This window comes from Paraburkholderia acidipaludis NBRC 101816, assembly GCF_000684975.1.
In the GTDB taxonomy this organism is placed as follows: domain Bacteria; phylum Pseudomonadota; class Gammaproteobacteria; order Burkholderiales; family Burkholderiaceae; genus Paraburkholderia; species Paraburkholderia acidipaludis.
Map to the genome: position 1 here is coordinate 1 of NZ_BAXZ01000042.1, position 18,067 is coordinate 18,067.

Sequence of the window (18,067 nt, forward strand, 5' to 3'; positions counted from 1 at the left end):
GGGAACTACAGCCCGAAGTGGCATACGGCCCAGCTCACGCTTGACTACGATCTGAGCGTGCGCACGTCGCTTTACCTGCAGGGCGCGTATCAGCACGTGCAAAGCGCCAACACGGGTACGCAGTTCGACAATGCGCAGATCCTGGCTGCGGCGGGCCCGTCCTCGACCGTCAATCAGTTCGTCTACCGGATCGCGATGATTCACAAGTTCTGATCGGCGGTGTCGACGCGGTCACGACTTTGCGGGCATGGCGGCACGCATGCTGAGGTATTTGACCGAGCGCTTGCGAAATCCATGCTTCGATCAGCATTCCAAAGCATTCTCGGCAAGGCGTGATGGTCCGGAAAGACGCCGCAGCGCCTTGCAGTTGTCGCCTCACCCTTAGACCAGATCGAGCCGTGCGCCCATCTCGACAACGCGATTGGGCGGCAGGCCCAGGTGTGCGGTCGCATCCAGCTCGTTCTTGCGCAACCGCGTGAACAGACTCAACAGGATATACCGTAGCGGGCGCTGCTTCGTCTGGACTCCGAGCGACTCACGCCCCAGGTAGAACGTGGTCATCATCGCGTCATAGGCCGGACATCCCGCGCACTGCAACGCCCGCTCGAGCAGTTGCGGCACATCCAGCATCTCCATGTACCCATAGCGACCGACGATCCGCACGAAACCCTGGTCGTGACGTTCCACCTTGAATCGATCGGCAGAAGCCACGCGCGGGATCTCCTCCGTCAGCAAGGTCAACAGAACCACCTGCTCGTGGAGCACCTGGTTGTGCTTGAGATGATGCAGCAAGGTGATCGGCACCGAGTCGCCCGCCGCCATCAGAAACACGCCTGTGCCGCTCACCCGGTGCGGGGGCGCGGCGGCAATGCTCGAGATGAACAGATCCAGCGGCAAGCCCGAGTCCTTGCGAGCATGTTGCAAGGCTCGCAGCCCGAGAAGCCAGGACGTCGATATCAGGAACGTGACGCCGCCGATGGTAAGCGGCAGCCAGCCACCGTCCGCAAACTTCATGGCGTTCGCCCCGACGAACGCCAGGTCCACTATCATGAACACGCCGGCGACCAGCGCAATGCGCCAGAGCGGCCACATCAGACGCACGCGTGCAAACGCGGCGAACAGCATCGTGGTAATTGCCATAGTCGTTGAGACGGCGATGCCGAAAGCAGACGCGAGGCTGTCCGAGGTACGGAACCCCAGCACCACGGCAATGGTACCGACCATCAGCACCCAGTTCAGACCCGGCAGATAAATCTGCCCGGCCGTGCTGGACGACGTGTGCTTGACCGTTACGCGGGGAGACAGGCCCAGTTGCGCAGCCTGCCGCGTCAAGGAGAATACCGCCGAAATCAATGCCTGCGACGCAACGATCGTGGCCAGCGTGGCCAACACCACCATCGGATACAGGCCCCATGAGGGCACGGTCGTATAGAACGGGCGGTCCGCCGCGCTGGGATCGCGCAGGAGCAACGCACCTTGCCCGAGGTAGTTGATGGTCAAGGCCGGCAACGCCATGCAATACCAGGCAAGACGAATCGGCCGCGCTCCGAAATGGCCCATATCGGCGTACAGCGCCTCGCCGCCGGTGAGACACAGCACCACGGCACCCAGTGCAACAAAGCCCTTGAAGCCGTTATGAACGAAGAATGCGATTCCGTTGACCGGGTTGAACGCGGCCAGGATTGCCGGCGTTTGCGCGAGCGATATCAGCCCCAGGGCAAAGATCACAACGAACCAGACAGCCAGAATCGGACCGAACGCCACGCCTACGCGGCCGGACCCCAACGGCTGAACGGCAAACAGCACGACCAGAATGACCACCGTGATCGGCACCGTGTAATGCGCAAACGCAGGCGTAGCCACCTCGACCCCTTCAATCGCGCTCAGCACCGAGATCGCGGGCGTGATAACCCCATCGCCATACAGCATGGCCGTCCCGAATATCGCCATGAATACCCAGCGCAGGGCGCCCTGCCGGGTCACGCGCCCGCTGCGCTCCCCTACCAGCAACGCCAGCAGTGCCAACAGCCCACCTTCGCCGTGATTGTCGGCCTGCATCAACACCAGCACGTACTTGATGCTGACCATCAGGATCAGCGACCACAGGAACAGCGAGACGATGCCCGTCACGTTGGCGTGCGTCGGCGCCACCCCGAGCGCACCACCGAAAGATGCCTGTAAGGCGTAGAGCGGGCTGGTTCCCAGATCGCCAAATACGATGCCGAGAGCGGCGAGCGCTAACGCTGGCGTTCCACGGGTATTACCCTGAGCTTGTGAGGCGTGCGCGATGTTCATGGAATTGTCGTATGGGTAGAGATGCCGGCTGGAGTCTGATCTGGAGTTGAATTGCGCTGGCCCATCCTCAACCGACAGGCAGAGTGGCGCTGCGCATTTCAACGTTAATCGTCGCCTCGTCAGCAACTGGTGGCGCCACAGGAATGCAAGGTAGATCGTGCATCGAAATCATCGTGATCCTTATACGCCAAAGAGGCTCACTCGTGCCATGGTAGGGCAAAGGATCGTGCAAACGCGGCATTTCCTGCGAAGTTGCGTTTCCCGGATCTGGTTGACGCTACTGGATTCTGCGATGATCAGCCCTTGGCCAGGTGGCATTCATCAAGCAGCAGAACAACACACATCGGCAGCAGGTGAACTCTTGTGCGGCATGGATCCAGGCGAGTTGCTTATGATCGTCGCATCTGTCGTTGGTTAATTCTGTTCGGCATTCGCAATGCTGCCGGGTATGAATGACGGTCTAACAAAGCTTCCCACCCGAATACATGACGTAGCTCGAGACGGCCGAAACGTAGATCATTGCCAGTACAGTCCACATCGCTTTATGCGACCAACACGCGCGCGCGAGAGACCAATATAGCTGTTGATGACGTACGCCACGGAGGTCCGGAAACAAAAACCGGCGCGGCCAGCACTACAGATATGAGGTAGACTGCGCCCCATTACCGATTATTTCCGCAGCTTACAGGGCTGGAGGGACGGCCTCGATCGTGAATCGATTAAAAAGCCATGTTTGAGAATCCACTCCCAGGTGTGCCAGCTGTCGAGTCACCGTTTTTCGACGCAATTTTCCGGAACTCGCAAGTCGATGAGCATACCTTATCGATTGCCAAGCAACTGCGGGAAGACGGGTTCGCCGTCATCGAGTTCCCGGACGATGAGTTCGACCGCATCGCCGACGAAATCAGGCACGACCTGCACGGCCGATATGACTGGGAGCATTGGCGGGCCACAGGCTACGAAGCGGGCGACAGCCTGCGCCTGCAGGACGCATTCAAGTTCAACGAAAATGTGCGTCGGATTGCAACGAATGCCAAGGTGATCAAGCTACTATCGGATGTCTTCCAGCGGCAGGCATGGCCATTTCAAACGTTGAATTTTCCGGTTGGCACGCAGCAGCACTTTCACACCGATTCAGTCCACTTCAGTTCGATGCCCGAGCGTTTCATGTGTGGCGTATGGACAGCGTTCGAGGACATCAGCCAGGACGCCGGGCCTCTCGTCTACTATCCGGGCAGCCATAAATGGCCAATCTATACCAACGAACATATCGCCGTTCGTGCCACGGACAAGGCAAAAACCGTTCATCAATACGGTGTCTTGTGGCGTAACCTCGTTGAGCAGGCGGGGATCGAACCACAACGCTTCACGCCGAGGAAAGGGCAAGCGTTAATCTGGCTCAGCAATCTGCTGCATGGTGGAGACAAACAGTCCAACCCGAATGCAACGCGCTGGTCGCAGGTGACGCACTACTATTTCGAGGGGTGCTCGTATTACACGCCGCCGCATTCCGACCCGTTTCTCGGCAGGATCGCATTCCGCCAGATGACGAACATCTGCAGCGGCAAGCCGGTAGAGAATGCCTATTCTGGGGCGCCTGTTCCACTAGCGTTCATCAGATCTGCTTCTGGATCCGCGTCGCTGATGGGGCGCGCCAAAACGTTGTTACACCCCATTAAGCGCTTCATCAGTTGAGCATGGATTTTTGCGGAATCGGCAACGGCAGGGGGGCGTGGTTTCCAACACGATTCAACGATATCGGCAGCCAACCGCCCAGAAATACCAAACCTCCACCACACCGCTGCTGCCAGCGCCGAAATGTGTCAATCCCGCTGTCGTGGTTCGCTATCCCTTGCCGCAATTCAAGACCGGCTTTGGATTCCTTGTCGGCGCAGGAAGACTAGTCATATGGACTGCGCCAGTGGAAGGCATCCAACAATAATTGTTTATGGTCGTACCTGCCGGCGTAGCAGGCGGTGACTTCTCATCGTGAGGTTTGATGAAACGGTCAATCAACCCCTTGGCCGTCTCGACCGTTATTTCCTTGGCTCCGTCCAAGGTGGCCTTTTGTATCTCCTTCCTCAGGTCATCCGCCTCGGAGGCTGTGACGGCACCGGCCTTGACCAAACCGTCCAGCAGGCCAAGTAGTGCCTCGACAGGTGCAGCGGCTGTCAGTGCACGCTGATTCTCCACGAATCTTTCGAGGATCTGGCTACTATCAGGCTGGCTCGGCTGTGCGGTCGATTGATCGGCTGATTCAGTTTTCTGGGAAGAAAACCGGCTCAGCAACGCTGTCGCAAGATCAATCTGCTTTTCCTCAAGCCGGATGCGCTCCGCCTGGAGATTTACGTCCACATCAAGCTTCTTCGTCCAGATGACGAGAAACATAGCGGGATATATAATCAGTGCAAAAGCGAACAACGCCAAAATCGTCTGATACACCCACTCGACCCTTCTTGTCTGGCGGGACGCGTTGAGTCTGTCAATTGCCGATGACAGGCTTTTAAGGAATTTCGCAAAACTCCGACGTTCGTTGGGTTCCAAAGACATGCTCCCCTCAAGTTTGTTTTCAAATTATCGGCCATGCGTCACCTGCGCCGATTTCAACGACGCAGATCTACGCCCCAATCATTTAATTTATATTTAAAATTAAATCAATACGAATCAGGCCACACCAGTTCAATGCCCGACTCCAATGGATACATCCCGCATTGCAATCCGTCAAATGAAGGAATATATTCGACCTCGGGCAATACCAATGACCGAAGCCTGAGGCGGATTCAACCTGCAACACCTCCGCTGCTCACGCAGATTCCAGGTGTTGCATCGACGGTTGAATCCGCCACCGTCGACAGGCATTCGCCGCCAAGTTCGCGGGCGCGGCCCTGTATCGGTTTCAGCCCGCCCTGATAGCGGCGGCGGTCGGCGCGTCTTTCGGTCGAGCACTCAACACCAATGCCCCTTCAGGACTGACACCGCCGACATTTCGAACCGGTGCCCCGCCGCGCAGACGAAGGGGTACTTTGCACGCTTGCTCTCGTACCGCCTGCCCATACATTGGCCACCTGCCGCGTGAGCGGCGTCGTGCAGACGCGTCATGATCTGCCCGGTCCAGCATTGCTCACAGACCAATGCGCCGCGCTGCCCGTGAAGGCGGCGCAAAAGACTCGCTCCGCGCTGGGAGGAAACGTGCTGGTTCGCGCAGCGGAAACGGTACTGGCTGAATGCGCCGGACCACTCCTCATCCAGCAGGGTAAATCCTTCGGCCGCAAGATAGACGCGAATCCTTGCAATACGATCACTTCCAATTGCCATATGGGCAGCGCACGCTACAGGTTATCAGGCGTCGACCGACATCGACTGCTGCGAAGCAACGAGCTTCGGCGGCGGCTCGCACTTGCAGATGCAAAGATCGTCGCTCAATGCTGCGTGCCGACCATCGGGCGCGGTCATCACCTGACGCGGACCATCGCACTTGATCTTGCCTGTCGTATTGCATGCCGGGCATTGCACGTCATCACCTTCGTGAGCCACATCGCGGCCCATCAACTGGATCGTCGTCGGCGCGGCAACTGCCGTGCCGTTCGCGGTGGTCTTGTCGCCGTTGAGTATTAGGTAACGTTGCATGGGTTCCATACCCGGAAAATGATCATGGACCGAGAATAATGTTCCATTTTAACTTGCCTGTACGAAAGTGATTGGTTCGCATACGAAGGAATCAAGCTTTTCATTTTCGCTCAGACGTCTCTTTCCCGTGCGCTCGCATCTGCCCCTCCAACCAATACTTGGGCAATTCCTTCATCAACGGGCTATCCCACGTTAGCGGAACCCAGCTATTTCCACCGTCCTTCGAATTGATCAGTAATGGACCGGCATCAAGCGGCAACCTGCTATCAACGGCTGCGAGCCAAATCTCCTTGCTATCGGAAACATAGGCACTTGTCAGCTCAGAAATCGTTTCCGGCAGTCGAATCGTGGTCCACGCTTTTCCGTCTGAAGATCGAAGCAATGTATTTTCGGTCGAGCCAATTATCCACCAATGCCCTTCTGGCGACCATCCTAATTCCACGAGATAATCCGGATTACCAATATTCACCGAAGAATCAATACGGCACGCATCCTGTGCGATGGTTAGTATCCGATACGTCGTATCAGATGGGGCCGATCCGAACGACGTTACCAGGACGACAAGTGGACCATCCGAGTCGACAAATCGTAGGCTAGTATCTTTGAGCAGATCAACAACCTTCTGATCCGTCGCCCGCTCGCCGAATGAACGCAGAGGAATCTCACATCTCCTTCCATCTCGAACCAAAGAGATCGACCTGCGTTGATTGTTTGCGATGATAGTCAAATGCCCGCCAACCGCGACGAGGTTGGGATTTTTTTCGTCGCGAATCAGAGTTCCGGAAGCCGAGTCGATCATCTTATCTCCAAGGTATATCACCCCTCGGTTACTCATATTAATTGGCGGCCAATATGCTCCAGCTTTATCTTCGACCTGAATGATTTCACCGTTTTTTAGCTCAAACTTTACGAACGCACCATATTTTTGAAAAATCTTTAGCTGCCCCATATCGAGCTTCAATAGAGGATTGTCGGCGGACGCAATTTGCCCGAAGCAGAGGAATGCCGTCGCTGCGAGCGACGCATAGATATTTTTAAGGCGTGGCATCAGACAGCCCCTTCCCTACGGTAGAAAGCCAAAACCGGGAGCCGCCGATAGTGGTGCCATGAGTACCACTCGAGCCGGCGCGAAAATTGTCATAGGTATACGCGGCATTGGGGCCCGCACTTATGAAGTCCCTGATTGCATCAATCGACTCTTGCAAATCCGAGCATTCCGCCTTGTTCAAAGAGGCGTATCCGGGATCCGCAGATTTCACAAGCTTGGCCGCTGGGTGTGGCATAACCGATTGAAACTGGTTTGGGGCGTTACAGACCATGGTAAATGTCGTGGCCACATAATGGTTTGTTGGATAGCCTTTTCTATTCAACCGAAAGTAGAAGACGTTGATTAACGCCTCCTTCTCCTGCTTTCGATCACTTAGATCAGGTAGCGCCCCCGCCCCACTGGACTCAGCGTACAAAACCCGAGCAAAGTAATTCAGATCGTCGCCCGAGAACGACAGAGCTGCCGTGCGTGCGGGGCTGTTGGCAATCGTGAAGGTGCTCGTCTTGTCGAACCACGACACTTGACATATTGATACCTCGATACCCTTCGTATCATGTTTAGGGGTAACTTTCCCCGATTTCGCCGGATTTGATGCGCCTGACATAAGTGGTCGATCCAAGTACCTTTGGTTGTGGCAAAAATGCTGTTGATCGCGCTTGCGTTTTTGGAGCTCAATTGGCGCTCAACAACTCAAAATGAACGTCCTGACCGACGATGCCATCCACCAGCTCCGTTCTTCCGTTCGCATCGGTTCTTCCTTCGATGATTTGGTTATCTATCGATATCCGATATGGATGATTTGCAATCGGAACACCATCGTGAGATTTCAAAATGAAATATTGATTCCCTAGCTCCCTCTCGACCGAAGGCAGTATCGGAAGATCATAGTTTCCCGATTTCGGCCCGGCGAACGAATGCTGAGCCCCCTTGATATCGATCTTGCCCGGCGCATGAATCTCGATGTTGCCATCCTTGATCCGGATATATGCGCCGCCCGAGGTCAGCAGGATTTCCTGCTTCGCAGCGGCTTCGATATTCTCCGTTGCCGAGAGCACCTTCACCGTCTTCTGCGCGGTCAGTTCGATGTTGTCGCTCTGCGCCTGAACTTCGACCTTGCCCTTCGCCGCAAACAGCTTCATCCCCGCGTTCTGCACGAACAGGCTGATCTTCTCCGCCACGCTTGCCACCAGCGATTTCCCGCTCGCAATGAACATACTCTGGCCGCTCACGAGATTGGTCTGCTGCTCGCTCGCGATATGCACCGACTGCTGCGTCGATAGCGCAATACCTGACGGACTCGCAACGAGCATCACGGGTTCCTTGAACGCGTTCGCGCTGCCCGTGCCGCCCCCCGCCGTCCTCCCTCCCGACGGCGAGCCCTGTACGCTGCCCTGCGTCGCATCCGTGAAGCTCTTCAGCGCGTCGTGACCAGGAGCCAGGCTTTCCGCCTGATGCTGCTGGCTGGCTTGCGACAACGCCTCCATGGTGCTTTCGGAACTGACGAGTTGCTGCTGCGCCTCGCGCACGTCCATCTGCTGGCTGTTCGCCTGCTTCGGATACGTCGTGACGTACATCCCCTTTAATTTGCAACCTGAAATGCGCGGACGTGAGCCGCATTACAGCAGCGTCGCGTCCGACAACAACGCAACGGGAAGCCGGTAATCCGGCTGATCTAATGAGTCGGACCTGAATAATTCCGTTTCGTCGGCAACGCCGTTCACGCTGTCGACGCGGAAGTCGCGAAGCGGCTTAGCAACGGCAGGAGCACAAGGACGTAAAAACGCCGCAGTTTTCTGAGGATCATGCGCAGATTGTGGCCGGCGCCGCAAAGCACAGCATTGATCGCGTCGCCCAGTGCTCCCTTCAGCCAGTTCCGGTCGAGCTTGCCATCAGCCTTCATATGACCGATCGCCGGTTCGATCGCGCTGCGGCGCCGGATCATCGCGCGCAACGTTCGCGTAATGCCACGCCGCAGACCAGGGTGGTAGACCTTCACGCCGTCGGGCTCGGCACCCCGGTAACCACGGTCGACGATCGCGATTTCAGGTTGGACGTCACTGAGAATCGCCGCCTGCTCCAGCGCCTCTTCCAGGGTGTGGCCGTCGTACGGATTGCCCGGCATCGAGCGGGCGCCCACCACCAGTCCTTCCCGGTGCGTCGTCGTAATCGACACCTTTACGCCGAATTCGTACGGTGTTCGCGCCTTGCCTTTCGCCAGACATTCGACTTCCGGAGCGTGCAACGCGTAGAGCTTGTTCCTGTCCTTCGTCTTCTGCATCAGGATGCGCTTCGTGCGGGTAATCAGTTCTTCCAGGTCTGCCCGCCCGCTGTCGATCACGGCACCGAGTTGCCGCTCGACATCGCGCATGACCCGACCCACGCGCGAGCGCAGGGTGCGCAGTGCCTTGCCCATCCGCCGGTACTGCTTCGCATGCGCGTAGCGGCTGATCTGTGTGGCCAGGCGCGGTGCCTCACGGTTGTAGTTCTGCCGCAGCTTCAGGCCGTGCCGCGCAGCAGCCTTGACCAGATGTTCACGGCAGAGCTCCAGCAATCGCGAGTCCGTCGGATGCGCAATCGCCTTTAGCATCACGGTCATATCGACGATGACCCGTTTCGCACTCGACGCCTTGATCACGCCGGCGCGCTTCGCCGCGTCGATCGTCTCGGCCAGCAGTTCCTCGACACCGGCTTCGCCCAGCCGTTTGCGCCACCGCGTGAGGCTCGACGGATCGATCGGCGGCTCGGTCTGCAGGTACGTCTCGCCCGTAAAAACCTGCCAGTACGGGTTTTCCATCCATTGCCACACGACATCCTCGTCCGACAGGTCGAAGGCGTGCTGCAGATACAGCAGACCAGCAATCAGGCGGGGAAATGTCGCAGGTCTGCCTTTACCGGACACGAAGCTCACGCTCATCGACGCGCCAAGCCGCTCCCAGTTGATCAGTCCGGACAGACGTACCAGCGGATGCTTGAGGTTGACCTGTTCGCGCAGCGGATGCCGGAACAGATCCTTCTCCGTCACAGGTGCCTTGGGACCCATCTGAACCTCGTCAGAATTTGCAGGCTTCACGCAGCAATATGCCAGGTCTCTGCAATTCCAACAACACGATTTCTACCCGCAAGCCTCGCTGTTCAAGGCTCTACGGATTGTTCAGGGCGGACTCTTCAGGCAGTTCGTGCGCCCCGAAGCAGGTGATTACGACGAAGTGGCCTCTCTCGTTGAGGAGTTCCCTCACGTAACAGCAAAAAAGACTCGCTCCGCGCTGGGAGGAAACGTGCTGGTTCGCGCAGCGGAAACGATACTGGCTGAATGCACCGAACCACTCCTCATCCAGCAGAGTGAGTCCTTCGGCCGCAAGATAAGCGCGAATCCTTGGAATACGATCATCAACAGTTGTCATACGGACTGCGCGTTACAGGCTATCAGGCGTCGACCAACATCGACTGCTGCGAAGCAACGAGCTTCGACGGCGGCTCGCACTTGCAGATGCAAAGATCGTCGCTCAATGCGGCGTGCCGTCCATCGGGCGCAGTCATGACCTGACGCGGACCATCGCACCTGATCTTGCCTGTCGTATTGCATGCCGGGCATTGCACGTCATCGCCTTCGTGAGCCACATCGCGGCCCATGAACTGGATCGTCGTAGGCGTGCGACTACCGTTCCGTTCGCGGTGGTCTTGTCGTCGTTGAGTATCAGGTAACGTTGCATAGTTTAAGTTCGTGCGGTGAGCATCTGGCTACGACTCACGTTCGAAAACCCCACAATGATCGAAATAACTGGATGATTCACCGAAAACTGTCAGCCCTCCTTCATTGATCCTGCGCCTGTTCGAGATAGCCTGTCGTCGTTCAAATCGAGATCGCTAAATAGAGCACTATTGTCCTACTGCAACGAAGGTTCCGTCTTGGAAGCGATAAAGCTGGCTAGTCCGACCTTTGTCGGCATCGTGTTCCCAATCTATTTTGAAGCCAGTCGGCGCGTCACTCCATGTGATAGCAAGATATGGGGACTTAGTTCCGGTGTCGGTATTAAGTGCAACGCTTTTCAGGCAGCTTTGCACCGGCAAGGAAAGAGGCAACTCCGCTTTATTTCCTTCAAGTTGCAGGATATACAGCCTCCCTTCTTCGCCCGCTCCGCAATAACCCATAGGGTTGTTGCTTGACGACTGATTGACGACAACGAGCGCGTATTCTTTTCCGTCGATGATGCGCGATCGATCCGCCGGAAACCCGATGCTCGAAGCGGTCGAGACAGCGCGCCTAACGCTTGTAGGAAAGCGCGTCGGAAACTCTTTTTTGGTAGCTGCATCGACTTCGACCAGTCTCTTGCCTTTCTGCAACAGAACACGCCCGCCTTCAAGATTCACCGCATCGGGAGGTGGTGTTTCGGCGCTGGCTAACGAGCTTGTGCAGACCAACACCACTGCAAACACGCCCGTCTTAATTACCGAAGATATGATCGACATAGCATATTCCTGTATAGATCCACGGATGTTCTTTGGATTGCCCCGCCTTCATTTGCGAGTATTGGTCTTTGTCGCGCTCATGCAATTGATCAGCGGTCTGCCCCGCATTGGATGAATTATCCATATTCCAGCCAATGTTACCCTGTGTGGGGTCACACAATACGTCCTTTCGTTCAAGTTGCTTCGTTTCGGAGTTCCATTGGTAATAGCTGCCTCCATTCCATCTGGTGAAGGTCTCGCGCATGAGTTGATCATCAGTGTAGGGATGATTTCCGAACGAGTCCTTCGCTTCAGACTGTTTCTCCTGGAACAGTTTCACTCCTACCTTGATGTTCTCCTTCCAGTTCCAAATCTGCTCATAGCTCGGAGCTGGATTCGTCATTTGCGTCAGACCGTATCCTCGATCACCTGCGACCACCGGTTCGTTGTCTGCGTTGATGAAATTCTTGAAGTGGCTTTCCTGCTCAACAACTTTGTCGAAACCCAACGTGTTAGGCATTGTCGCGATGAATGAGACAACATCTTCTTTCGCGGGATTCCTTCCTAGAACGAAGACCGTGCGACGAAATTCGGCGGCTCCTGCGGCTACTTCGACGGACAGCTTCCCCCCGACAATCGCGTTGTTTAGATTGGCTTCCCACGACTTCTCGTTGGTCGTAAATGAACCCGATTGGGAAAACGTGCGAAGCTTCTTACCACGTTTCGCACTTTCTCTCAGGCCACTCACCTGAGCATCCCAAATGATCGTCCACTTCCACTGATAAGGAGGATGAGCATCAGTTTTGATTTCAAACACCACGGATGGGAACTTTGGCGATTCGTCGATATAGAACTTGTCGCCCGTTGCGGGGCGAACCCATTCGCCCGTGTCGTTCTGAATGATGGCCTTTACTAGCGACTTCTGATTGGTGTTTGTCGCCGAGGCATGCTTAACATGTCGCACACGGACTTTACGCTTCTTCGGTTGTGTCGTCATCGTCCACCTCTTGAAATACGGTCAGCGAAAGCGCTTCTGGTTCGTCAGTGAAAACGTGCTGCGTAAAGCCGTTAGCGTCACTGTAGCCGGCCCATTTCATACCAGACTCACTTTCGATTTCGTAGCGAGTATGCGCGAGTACCGTCTCGCCATCGTCGTCAACCAAATGGAATTGCTCATGGTATCGTGCACTTGAACTCAAATTCGGCAACGCCGGGAGCCCGTAACCCTGCGCGGCTGGACCAGCGAACGAATGCTGTGCGCCTTTGATGTCGATCTTGCCCGGTGCATGAATCTCGATGTTGCCGTCCTTGACCCGGATATATGCGCCGCCCGAGGTCAGCAGGATTTCCTGCTTTGCAGCGGCTTCGATGTTCTCCGTGGCCGAGAGCACCTTCACCGTCTTCTGCGCCGTCAGTTCGATGTTGTCGCTCTGCGCCTGAACTTCGACCTTCCCCTTCGCCGCAAACAGCTTCATCCCCGCGTTCTGCACGAACAGGCTGATCTTCTCCGCCACGCTCGCCACCAGCGATTTCCCGCTCGCGACGAACGTACTCTGGCCGCTCACGAGATTGGTCTGCTGGTCGCTCGCGATATGCACCGACTGCTGCGTCGATAGCGCGATGCCTGACGGACTCGCAACGAGCATCACGGGTTCCCTGAACGCGTTCGCGCTGCCCGTGCCGCCCCCCGCCGTCCTGCCTCCCGACTGCGAGCCCTGTACGCTGCCCTGCGTCGCATCCGTGAAGCTCTTCAGCGCGTCGTGACCAGGAGCCAGGCTTTCCGCCCGATGCTGCTGGCTGGCTTGTGACAACGCCTCGATCGTGCTTTCGGAACTGACGAGTTGCTGCTGCGCCTCGCGCACGTCCATCTGCGGGCTGTTCGCCGCCTTCGGATACGTCGTGACGTACATCCCCTGCGCGGCACTCACTGCACCGTACGAACCCGTAGTCAGCGCAAATCCTGAGCCAAGGTATGAACCGCGCGTGTTGCCGCTCTGGTCGATCAGGTACCCCAGATGCAGCATGCTGTTCCCGCTGCTGCTCATCAGCTGCATCCGGTTCTGTCCCGTGGCATCGTCGAGGACCATCTGGTTATAACCGGAACCCGAGTACTCCTTCGACCGGAACCCCGACAGGATGCCGTCGCTATGCCACTGCGGCTGGACGCTCCCGTTGTAGACGCGGTGGAGCACGATGGGCCTGTCGCAGTCTCCGCCGACATAGCCAATCAAGACTTCTTCGCCGACTCTCGGAACGTGAACGCTCCCGTAGCCGCCGCCCGTGTCCGACTGCGCGACTCTCACCCAGCACGAGGCGCCTGCATCTCCCGGGTTCTGCCGGTCCCAGACGAACATCACCTTCACCCGGTTCAGTTCGTCCGTGTACACCTCTTCGCCCTGAGGCCCGACAACAATGGCCGTCTCAAGATGCATCTCCGGCTTCCTGTGCTCGAACGGGCTACGGTACGGAACCGTCACGCGCTGCGCCTCGACTTCGGCCAGATAGAAGCCTGCCGAACCATCGTCGTGGGTGACCGTTTCTCCTGTGTGCCCAGCCTTCGCCTGCGCCAGTTCGTTCTGCAGGCTGTGCGGGAAGCTCGCTTCCTGGTCCGACAGCGGCAGGTTGTTTTCGATGTACCGCCGCACCTTGATCGCCGCAAACTCGCGCTGACTGGCCGCATCGCGGTCGTGCTCCGGATGACCGGCGAGTTCGAAACGTCGTCCGGCATCGATACCCCGAACGCTGCCCACTGCGTAGAACCGCCTGGCGCGGGATTCCCACTCTTCAAGATGAACCTTCGAAAGCTGCTCGCCGCGGGACGGGTCGAGGTACGTGTACGCGCCGGTGTATTCGTAGACTTCGGCCTGCTCCGGCAAACTCCCCTGGCCCGGCATCGTCGGCAACGATGTCCCTTTGGGACTGACGGCCGACGACGGCGCCTTGTAATCGAACGTGCGCGTCGTGTACAGCGTGCTCTGCAGGGTCCGCGTACCCGACCATTGCGTGAACGCATCCGTTTCGCTGCCCGTGCCGGACCGGTAGAAGCTGAGCGGATTCGTCGACACTTCATCGAGCGAATGGATGTCGTCGGTCACAACCAGCGTATGCGACTTGCCATCGTTGCCATACCGCCAGAAGCCGAACAGGCCCTCTTCTTCCATCAGCCGCTGTACAAAATTCCAGTCGGTCTCGCTCTGGCGGCAATAGGAGCGTTGGGGGAGCGCCTTGCGCAGGGCGAACTGAAACTGGCCCTGCGCCTGCGGATGCATATTGAAGACATCGGCAATGATGGCGTCGGCAGTCTTGTCCTGCCAGTACCGCATGTCACGGCGAAAGCGCAGGAAGTGCATCCATGATGCATAAACCAGCTGATAACTTGACAGGCTCCCGTCCCCGCCCAGCCGTCTTGCCGTGTGGATGTAACCATTGATCGGCAGGCAGGATTTGTCGGCCTGCTGAATCCAGAGCGTCATCGGCTGGGCAATCAGTGTCTTCAGTTCGACGTCGCCTGCGGTAGACACCATGTCGAGTGTGACGCTGAAATCCCGGCCCAGCTCGGAACAAGTTACCGCCCGGCGCGGTGCAAGCGCATTATTCGGTAAAGACGGAATATCCGTTTTGATCAAACGGTCCTGCTGGATCAATCCGCCTCGGATTATCTGGGCCAGTTCGGTCGAGTTCATGCGTTTTCCATATTCTCGCGCGTTGCAGGCCGACTGCTCTCGTTTTCAACGGAATGGCCCCGACTGTATAGCCGGTCAATTCTAGGTTTCAGGAATATGCCTCGTCAACCAGAAGATAATCAGGATTGTAAAACCCGCCTGAAAGATAACTCGAACTTAATTTGCAACCTGAAATGCGGAAGCGTGAGCCGCATTACACCAGCACTACGCCCAAGAGCAGCATAGCCGGCATCTGATAATCGTATTCAATCTGCATGCTCGATATCTTGTCGAGTCATACATGCAGGAATCGTGTTACAGACGACAGCAACCCAGCCACCAACCCGGTCAATCCAGCGAGGTCGGGGGTCACCGAACCGGCGACCTCCTCTCAGGCGCGAACGGTGATATGTCGTCACTGGCCAGAAACCTGGCGAGCCGCGGTTGGGCGTCGGCAATGATGTAAGCGGGAACACCCAGAAATTGTTGATCGCGGAGGGACAGCACCCGCTGGATCGCAATCATCCCGTCAGGTAAACCCTCGAATCGCCCCTCGGCTTTGCCGCGAACCGCGCATTCGTGCAACGCAGCCTCCGCGAGTCGAAACAGCTGAGGATCAGACTGGCCCCGGGTTACGTCGCCAACAAAGTTTGCGCAATAGATGGCGCTGAATAACTGGCCGATGATCGATAAATTACCTCGGCCCGTCACGAGCATATGGTAAGCCATATGGTGTTCGATCGATTTTCTGCGGGCGACCGACACCGGAATGGGCAATAACATCTCCTTCGTCATCGGTTGCCGCGTCCTTCGCTGCTGCCGTCTGGTCATAGTACGGGGCCGTTAGAGAGTTCATCGATAATACCAACATATCGATCAGACAAGGATAATGCCTAGTTTGTGTTCTTGTCTGAAGACCGTTCTGGCTCCCCTTGCAAAGATCAGCATGCACATTGCGTTCGCCGGGGTTCGCAATTCGGCGGTCGCGCCCCTGGTGGTGAAGAATGATTCGCTCGATTTAGCCATCGAACTTCTGCAACCGACCCACACCGGCCGCTCGGGCCCCTCGAAAGCGGTCGTTGACCGTGCCATCGCTGCGCAGTTGATACCATTCGCTTGTCAGTTATGTCTGCGAGGGAAATCATGGATATCGCTATACCAGCCGAAGACATGTACGTCACTCTATGCGAGCAGGTCGGCTCGACACTGCAGCTTCGTTTTGTATATGACTTTCATCCTGCGTCTCCGCGCGACGAGCAAGTACTGCAAATCTCCCTGGAAGGGTTAGGCAATGTCTCGACCTATGTGGAGTTTTTTCGCGACCTCTTGTACACCAAGCCGATTTATCTTGAGCGGAACGAGAATACACTTACCGCTACGGCTGGCGCGGGCACTTTGCTTTCGATGACCGCGACTGCCCTCACGGTGAGCCACGACAGACTCAACCAGAATGAGTTGCGTAAGGAGGTGGACTTGGTCTACGAATGGTATCTCGGTGTCGATCGCAGCCTCGCGAATGCCCATAAACGCCTCAATGCGATACGCAACCTGACAACAGAGTCGATACGACGAATCGAATTGAAGTCATCTGGCCATGCTCACGGCGGGACGGCGTCAGTTTTGTATGATCAGCAGCTTCATTTGCTCAACAGGATCTTGCAGTTGCTTGAGGAATAGTACTGGTTTCCGTGAGCGTGGCGACCGACCGGTTGTGGCCGCTCGCTGCCTAATGCAAATCGCACGAGCAAAATCTTCGGCGCTCTCAATCCCACCAACAATAAAGCGGATTTCCGCAAACACCGTATGCGCCTAGGTTGTCAGGATCGGTGCCCCAAAAGCAGTAGTATTCGCCTTCTTCTGGTTCGAAAACCAGCCAATATCCGTGGCTCTCGGCGAGAAGATAGCCGGAAATTTTTGAGCCAAGCTCGCGGTGCTTGAAACCAGGTTCCACAACGGTGGCAAAAACTCGTTCTGCGGTTGTGGCGTGCGCCCTGATTGTCGAGCGGAGATATTCATAATACTCTGCCGCATCTCGCCCTTTAGGCACGATGATTCCGGATGTATCGACAAGATCTCGCTCTAACTGTGCCCAGTACGGGTTCAACTGTGTGGTCGGCTGCATATTGAAAAAGGGGCTACCGACAGAGGGTGACGTTACCGCCAAGTTTGCAATTGGCGAAACCACATTGTCAACGATCTAGCAGTCTGGGGAGAGTGACCGCTCATGGCCGATGCCCGCCCGCAATGATCGGTAGGGATACTTCGTGGAGGTCACGCGCGATGTGTGCGCGCGCTGGCGAACACGTACACCGCCGAGGCCATAGCGACGCTGATCAACCTGATGCGCCACGGCGGCGAACAGGTGCGGCTGGCGGCTTCGCGCGAACTGCTGGACCGCGCCGTGGGCAGGCCCGCCGTGTATGCCGAGGTGAGCGAAACGGTGAGGAGCGCGCCGCGCAATGTGAAGGCCATGACCGACGAAGAACTGCTGGCAATCCTTCAGGAAAGCCAGGCCGGACGTGGGCGCACGGCTGGAGCGGACGGGCGCAGGCATTGAAGGCTCCCCACCCCCGCCCGCAATGGGTCCTTCCTGGGCGAAATTGCCACGCGGGTTGCGCAGACCGCGATTTTTGCGTAGCTGAGGTATCCGAAACGTCTTGACGTTTTATCGCTTTACGGGAGAACACCATGCCGCAGACCATGACCCAGGCGGACTATGCGCGGCGCTGCAACGTCACGCGCGCCGCCGTCAACGAGTGGAAACGGGACGGGCGGATTGTGATGGCTGGCCCGCTGGTGGACGTGGAGGCGAGCGACGCGCAACTGGCGCGCAATCGCCGGGAGGGCCTGCCACCGCTGAACCCCTGCCCGCCAGCCGTGCGTCGCGGACGGCCCCGGCGCGGGGACTTCGTGACGCTGCGCCGCGACGTGATTGGAGCGCGGCTGGCGGGGCTCGACTGATGGTGTTGAAAAAGTCACCCGAGGCGTT

General features: G+C 57.1%; 15 protein-coding genes and 3 pseudogenes. 5 read left to right on the plus strand and 13 right to left on the minus strand.

The features are described 5' to 3' along the window. A pseudogene (locus BAC01S_RS35235) lies at positions 1-213 on the plus strand (porin); the annotation flags it as partial. A gap of 168 nt (positions 214-381) precedes the next feature. Here the strand turns inward: BAC01S_RS35235 and BAC01S_RS29375 are convergent. Further along, positions 382-2,295: a potassium transporter Kup gene (locus BAC01S_RS29375; RefSeq protein ID WP_043204171.1), complete on the minus strand. Its 1,914-nt coding sequence runs from the start codon at positions 2,293-2,295 to the stop codon at positions 382-384. 729 nt (positions 2,296-3,024) lie between these two features. Here BAC01S_RS29375 and BAC01S_RS33115 point away from each other — a divergent pair. Next, entirely contained in the window at positions 3,025-3,990 is a 966-nt protein-coding gene (locus tag BAC01S_RS33115) for a phytanoyl-CoA dioxygenase family protein (protein WP_052408879.1), read from the plus strand. Positions 3,991-4,140: 150 nt separating this feature from the next. Here BAC01S_RS33115 and BAC01S_RS29385 read toward each other — a convergent pair whose 3' ends face one another. The 11 genes and pseudogenes from BAC01S_RS29385 to BAC01S_RS29430 form a co-directional block, all read right to left on the minus strand. After that, on the minus strand, positions 4,141-4,845 hold the full coding sequence (locus BAC01S_RS29385) for a hypothetical protein (protein WP_027797957.1): 705 nt from the start codon (positions 4,843-4,845) through the stop codon (positions 4,141-4,143). A gap of 789 nt (positions 4,846-5,634) precedes the next feature. Next, the gene (locus BAC01S_RS29395; RefSeq protein WP_027797959.1) at positions 5,635-5,922 is read right to left on the minus strand and encodes a PAAR domain-containing protein; all 288 of its coding nucleotides are present in this window, start codon (positions 5,920-5,922) and stop codon (positions 5,635-5,637) included. A 100-nt stretch (positions 5,923-6,022) separates the two neighbouring features. Continuing rightward, positions 6,023-6,970 carry a WD40/YVTN/BNR-like repeat-containing protein gene (locus BAC01S_RS34945; RefSeq protein WP_156954580.1) on the minus strand — a complete coding sequence of 316 codons (948 nt, stop codon included), beginning with the start codon at positions 6,968-6,970 and terminating at the stop codon, positions 6,023-6,025. Further along, on the minus strand, positions 6,957-7,574 hold the full coding sequence (locus BAC01S_RS34950) for a hypothetical protein (protein ID WP_156954581.1): 618 nt from the start codon (positions 7,572-7,574) through the stop codon (positions 6,957-6,959). Before BAC01S_RS34950 ends, BAC01S_RS34945 begins: the two co-directional genes overlap by 14 nt. Positions 7,575-7,641: 67 nt before the next feature. Further along, positions 7,642-8,550: pseudogene (locus BAC01S_RS29400) on the minus strand (DUF2345 domain-containing protein); the annotation flags it as partial. A gap of 137 nt (positions 8,551-8,687) precedes the next feature. After that, positions 8,688-10,010 (minus strand): IS5 family transposase, encoded by a 1,323-nt coding sequence (locus BAC01S_RS29405; RefSeq protein ID WP_027797961.1) that lies wholly within the window; start codon positions 10,008-10,010, stop codon positions 8,688-8,690. Between the two features lie 383 nt (positions 10,011-10,393). Next, positions 10,394-10,680 (minus strand): annotated as a pseudogene (locus BAC01S_RS33120) (PAAR domain-containing protein). A 166-nt stretch (positions 10,681-10,846) separates the two neighbouring features. Next, on the minus strand, positions 10,847-11,437 hold the full coding sequence (locus tag BAC01S_RS34955; RefSeq protein WP_156954582.1) for a hypothetical protein: 591 nt from the start codon (positions 11,435-11,437) through the stop codon (positions 10,847-10,849). Further along, the gene (locus BAC01S_RS29420; protein ID WP_027797963.1) at positions 11,412-12,413 is read right to left on the minus strand and encodes a hypothetical protein; all 1,002 of its coding nucleotides are present in this window, start codon (positions 12,411-12,413) and stop codon (positions 11,412-11,414) included. Before BAC01S_RS29420 ends, BAC01S_RS34955 begins: the two co-directional genes overlap by 26 nt. Continuing rightward, positions 12,388-15,099 carry a type VI secretion system Vgr family protein gene (locus BAC01S_RS29425; RefSeq protein WP_027797964.1) on the minus strand — a complete coding sequence of 904 codons (2,712 nt, stop codon included), beginning with the start codon at positions 15,097-15,099 and terminating at the stop codon, positions 12,388-12,390. Before BAC01S_RS29425 ends, BAC01S_RS29420 begins: the two co-directional genes overlap by 26 nt. Before the next feature lie 348 nt (positions 15,100-15,447). Continuing rightward, positions 15,448-15,873 carry a hypothetical protein gene (locus BAC01S_RS29430; RefSeq protein ID WP_027797965.1) on the minus strand — a complete coding sequence of 142 codons (426 nt, stop codon included), beginning with the start codon at positions 15,871-15,873 and terminating at the stop codon, positions 15,448-15,450. A gap of 348 nt (positions 15,874-16,221) precedes the next feature. Between BAC01S_RS29430 and BAC01S_RS29435 the strand changes: the two genes are divergently transcribed. Next, the gene (locus BAC01S_RS29435; protein WP_027797966.1) at positions 16,222-16,755 is read left to right on the plus strand and encodes a hypothetical protein; all 534 of its coding nucleotides are present in this window, start codon (positions 16,222-16,224) and stop codon (positions 16,753-16,755) included. A gap of 85 nt (positions 16,756-16,840) precedes the next feature. Here BAC01S_RS29435 and BAC01S_RS34960 read toward each other — a convergent pair whose 3' ends face one another. Next, a complete protein-coding gene (locus tag BAC01S_RS34960) occupies positions 16,841-17,182 on the minus strand; it encodes a hypothetical protein (protein WP_156954583.1) in 342 nt (113 codons plus the stop codon). A 180-nt stretch (positions 17,183-17,362) separates the two neighbouring features. Here BAC01S_RS34960 and BAC01S_RS29440 point away from each other — a divergent pair, with 180 nt between their 5' ends. Both BAC01S_RS29440 and BAC01S_RS29445 read left to right on the plus strand, forming a co-directional pair. After that, positions 17,363-17,635, plus strand: coding sequence for a hypothetical protein (locus BAC01S_RS29440; RefSeq protein WP_027797967.1), 273 nt, complete (start codon positions 17,363-17,365; stop codon positions 17,633-17,635). Between the two features lie 131 nt (positions 17,636-17,766). Further along, the gene (locus BAC01S_RS29445) at positions 17,767-18,039 is read left to right on the plus strand and encodes a hypothetical protein (RefSeq protein WP_027797968.1); all 273 of its coding nucleotides are present in this window, start codon (positions 17,767-17,769) and stop codon (positions 18,037-18,039) included. Positions 18,040-18,067 lie beyond the last annotated feature (28 nt).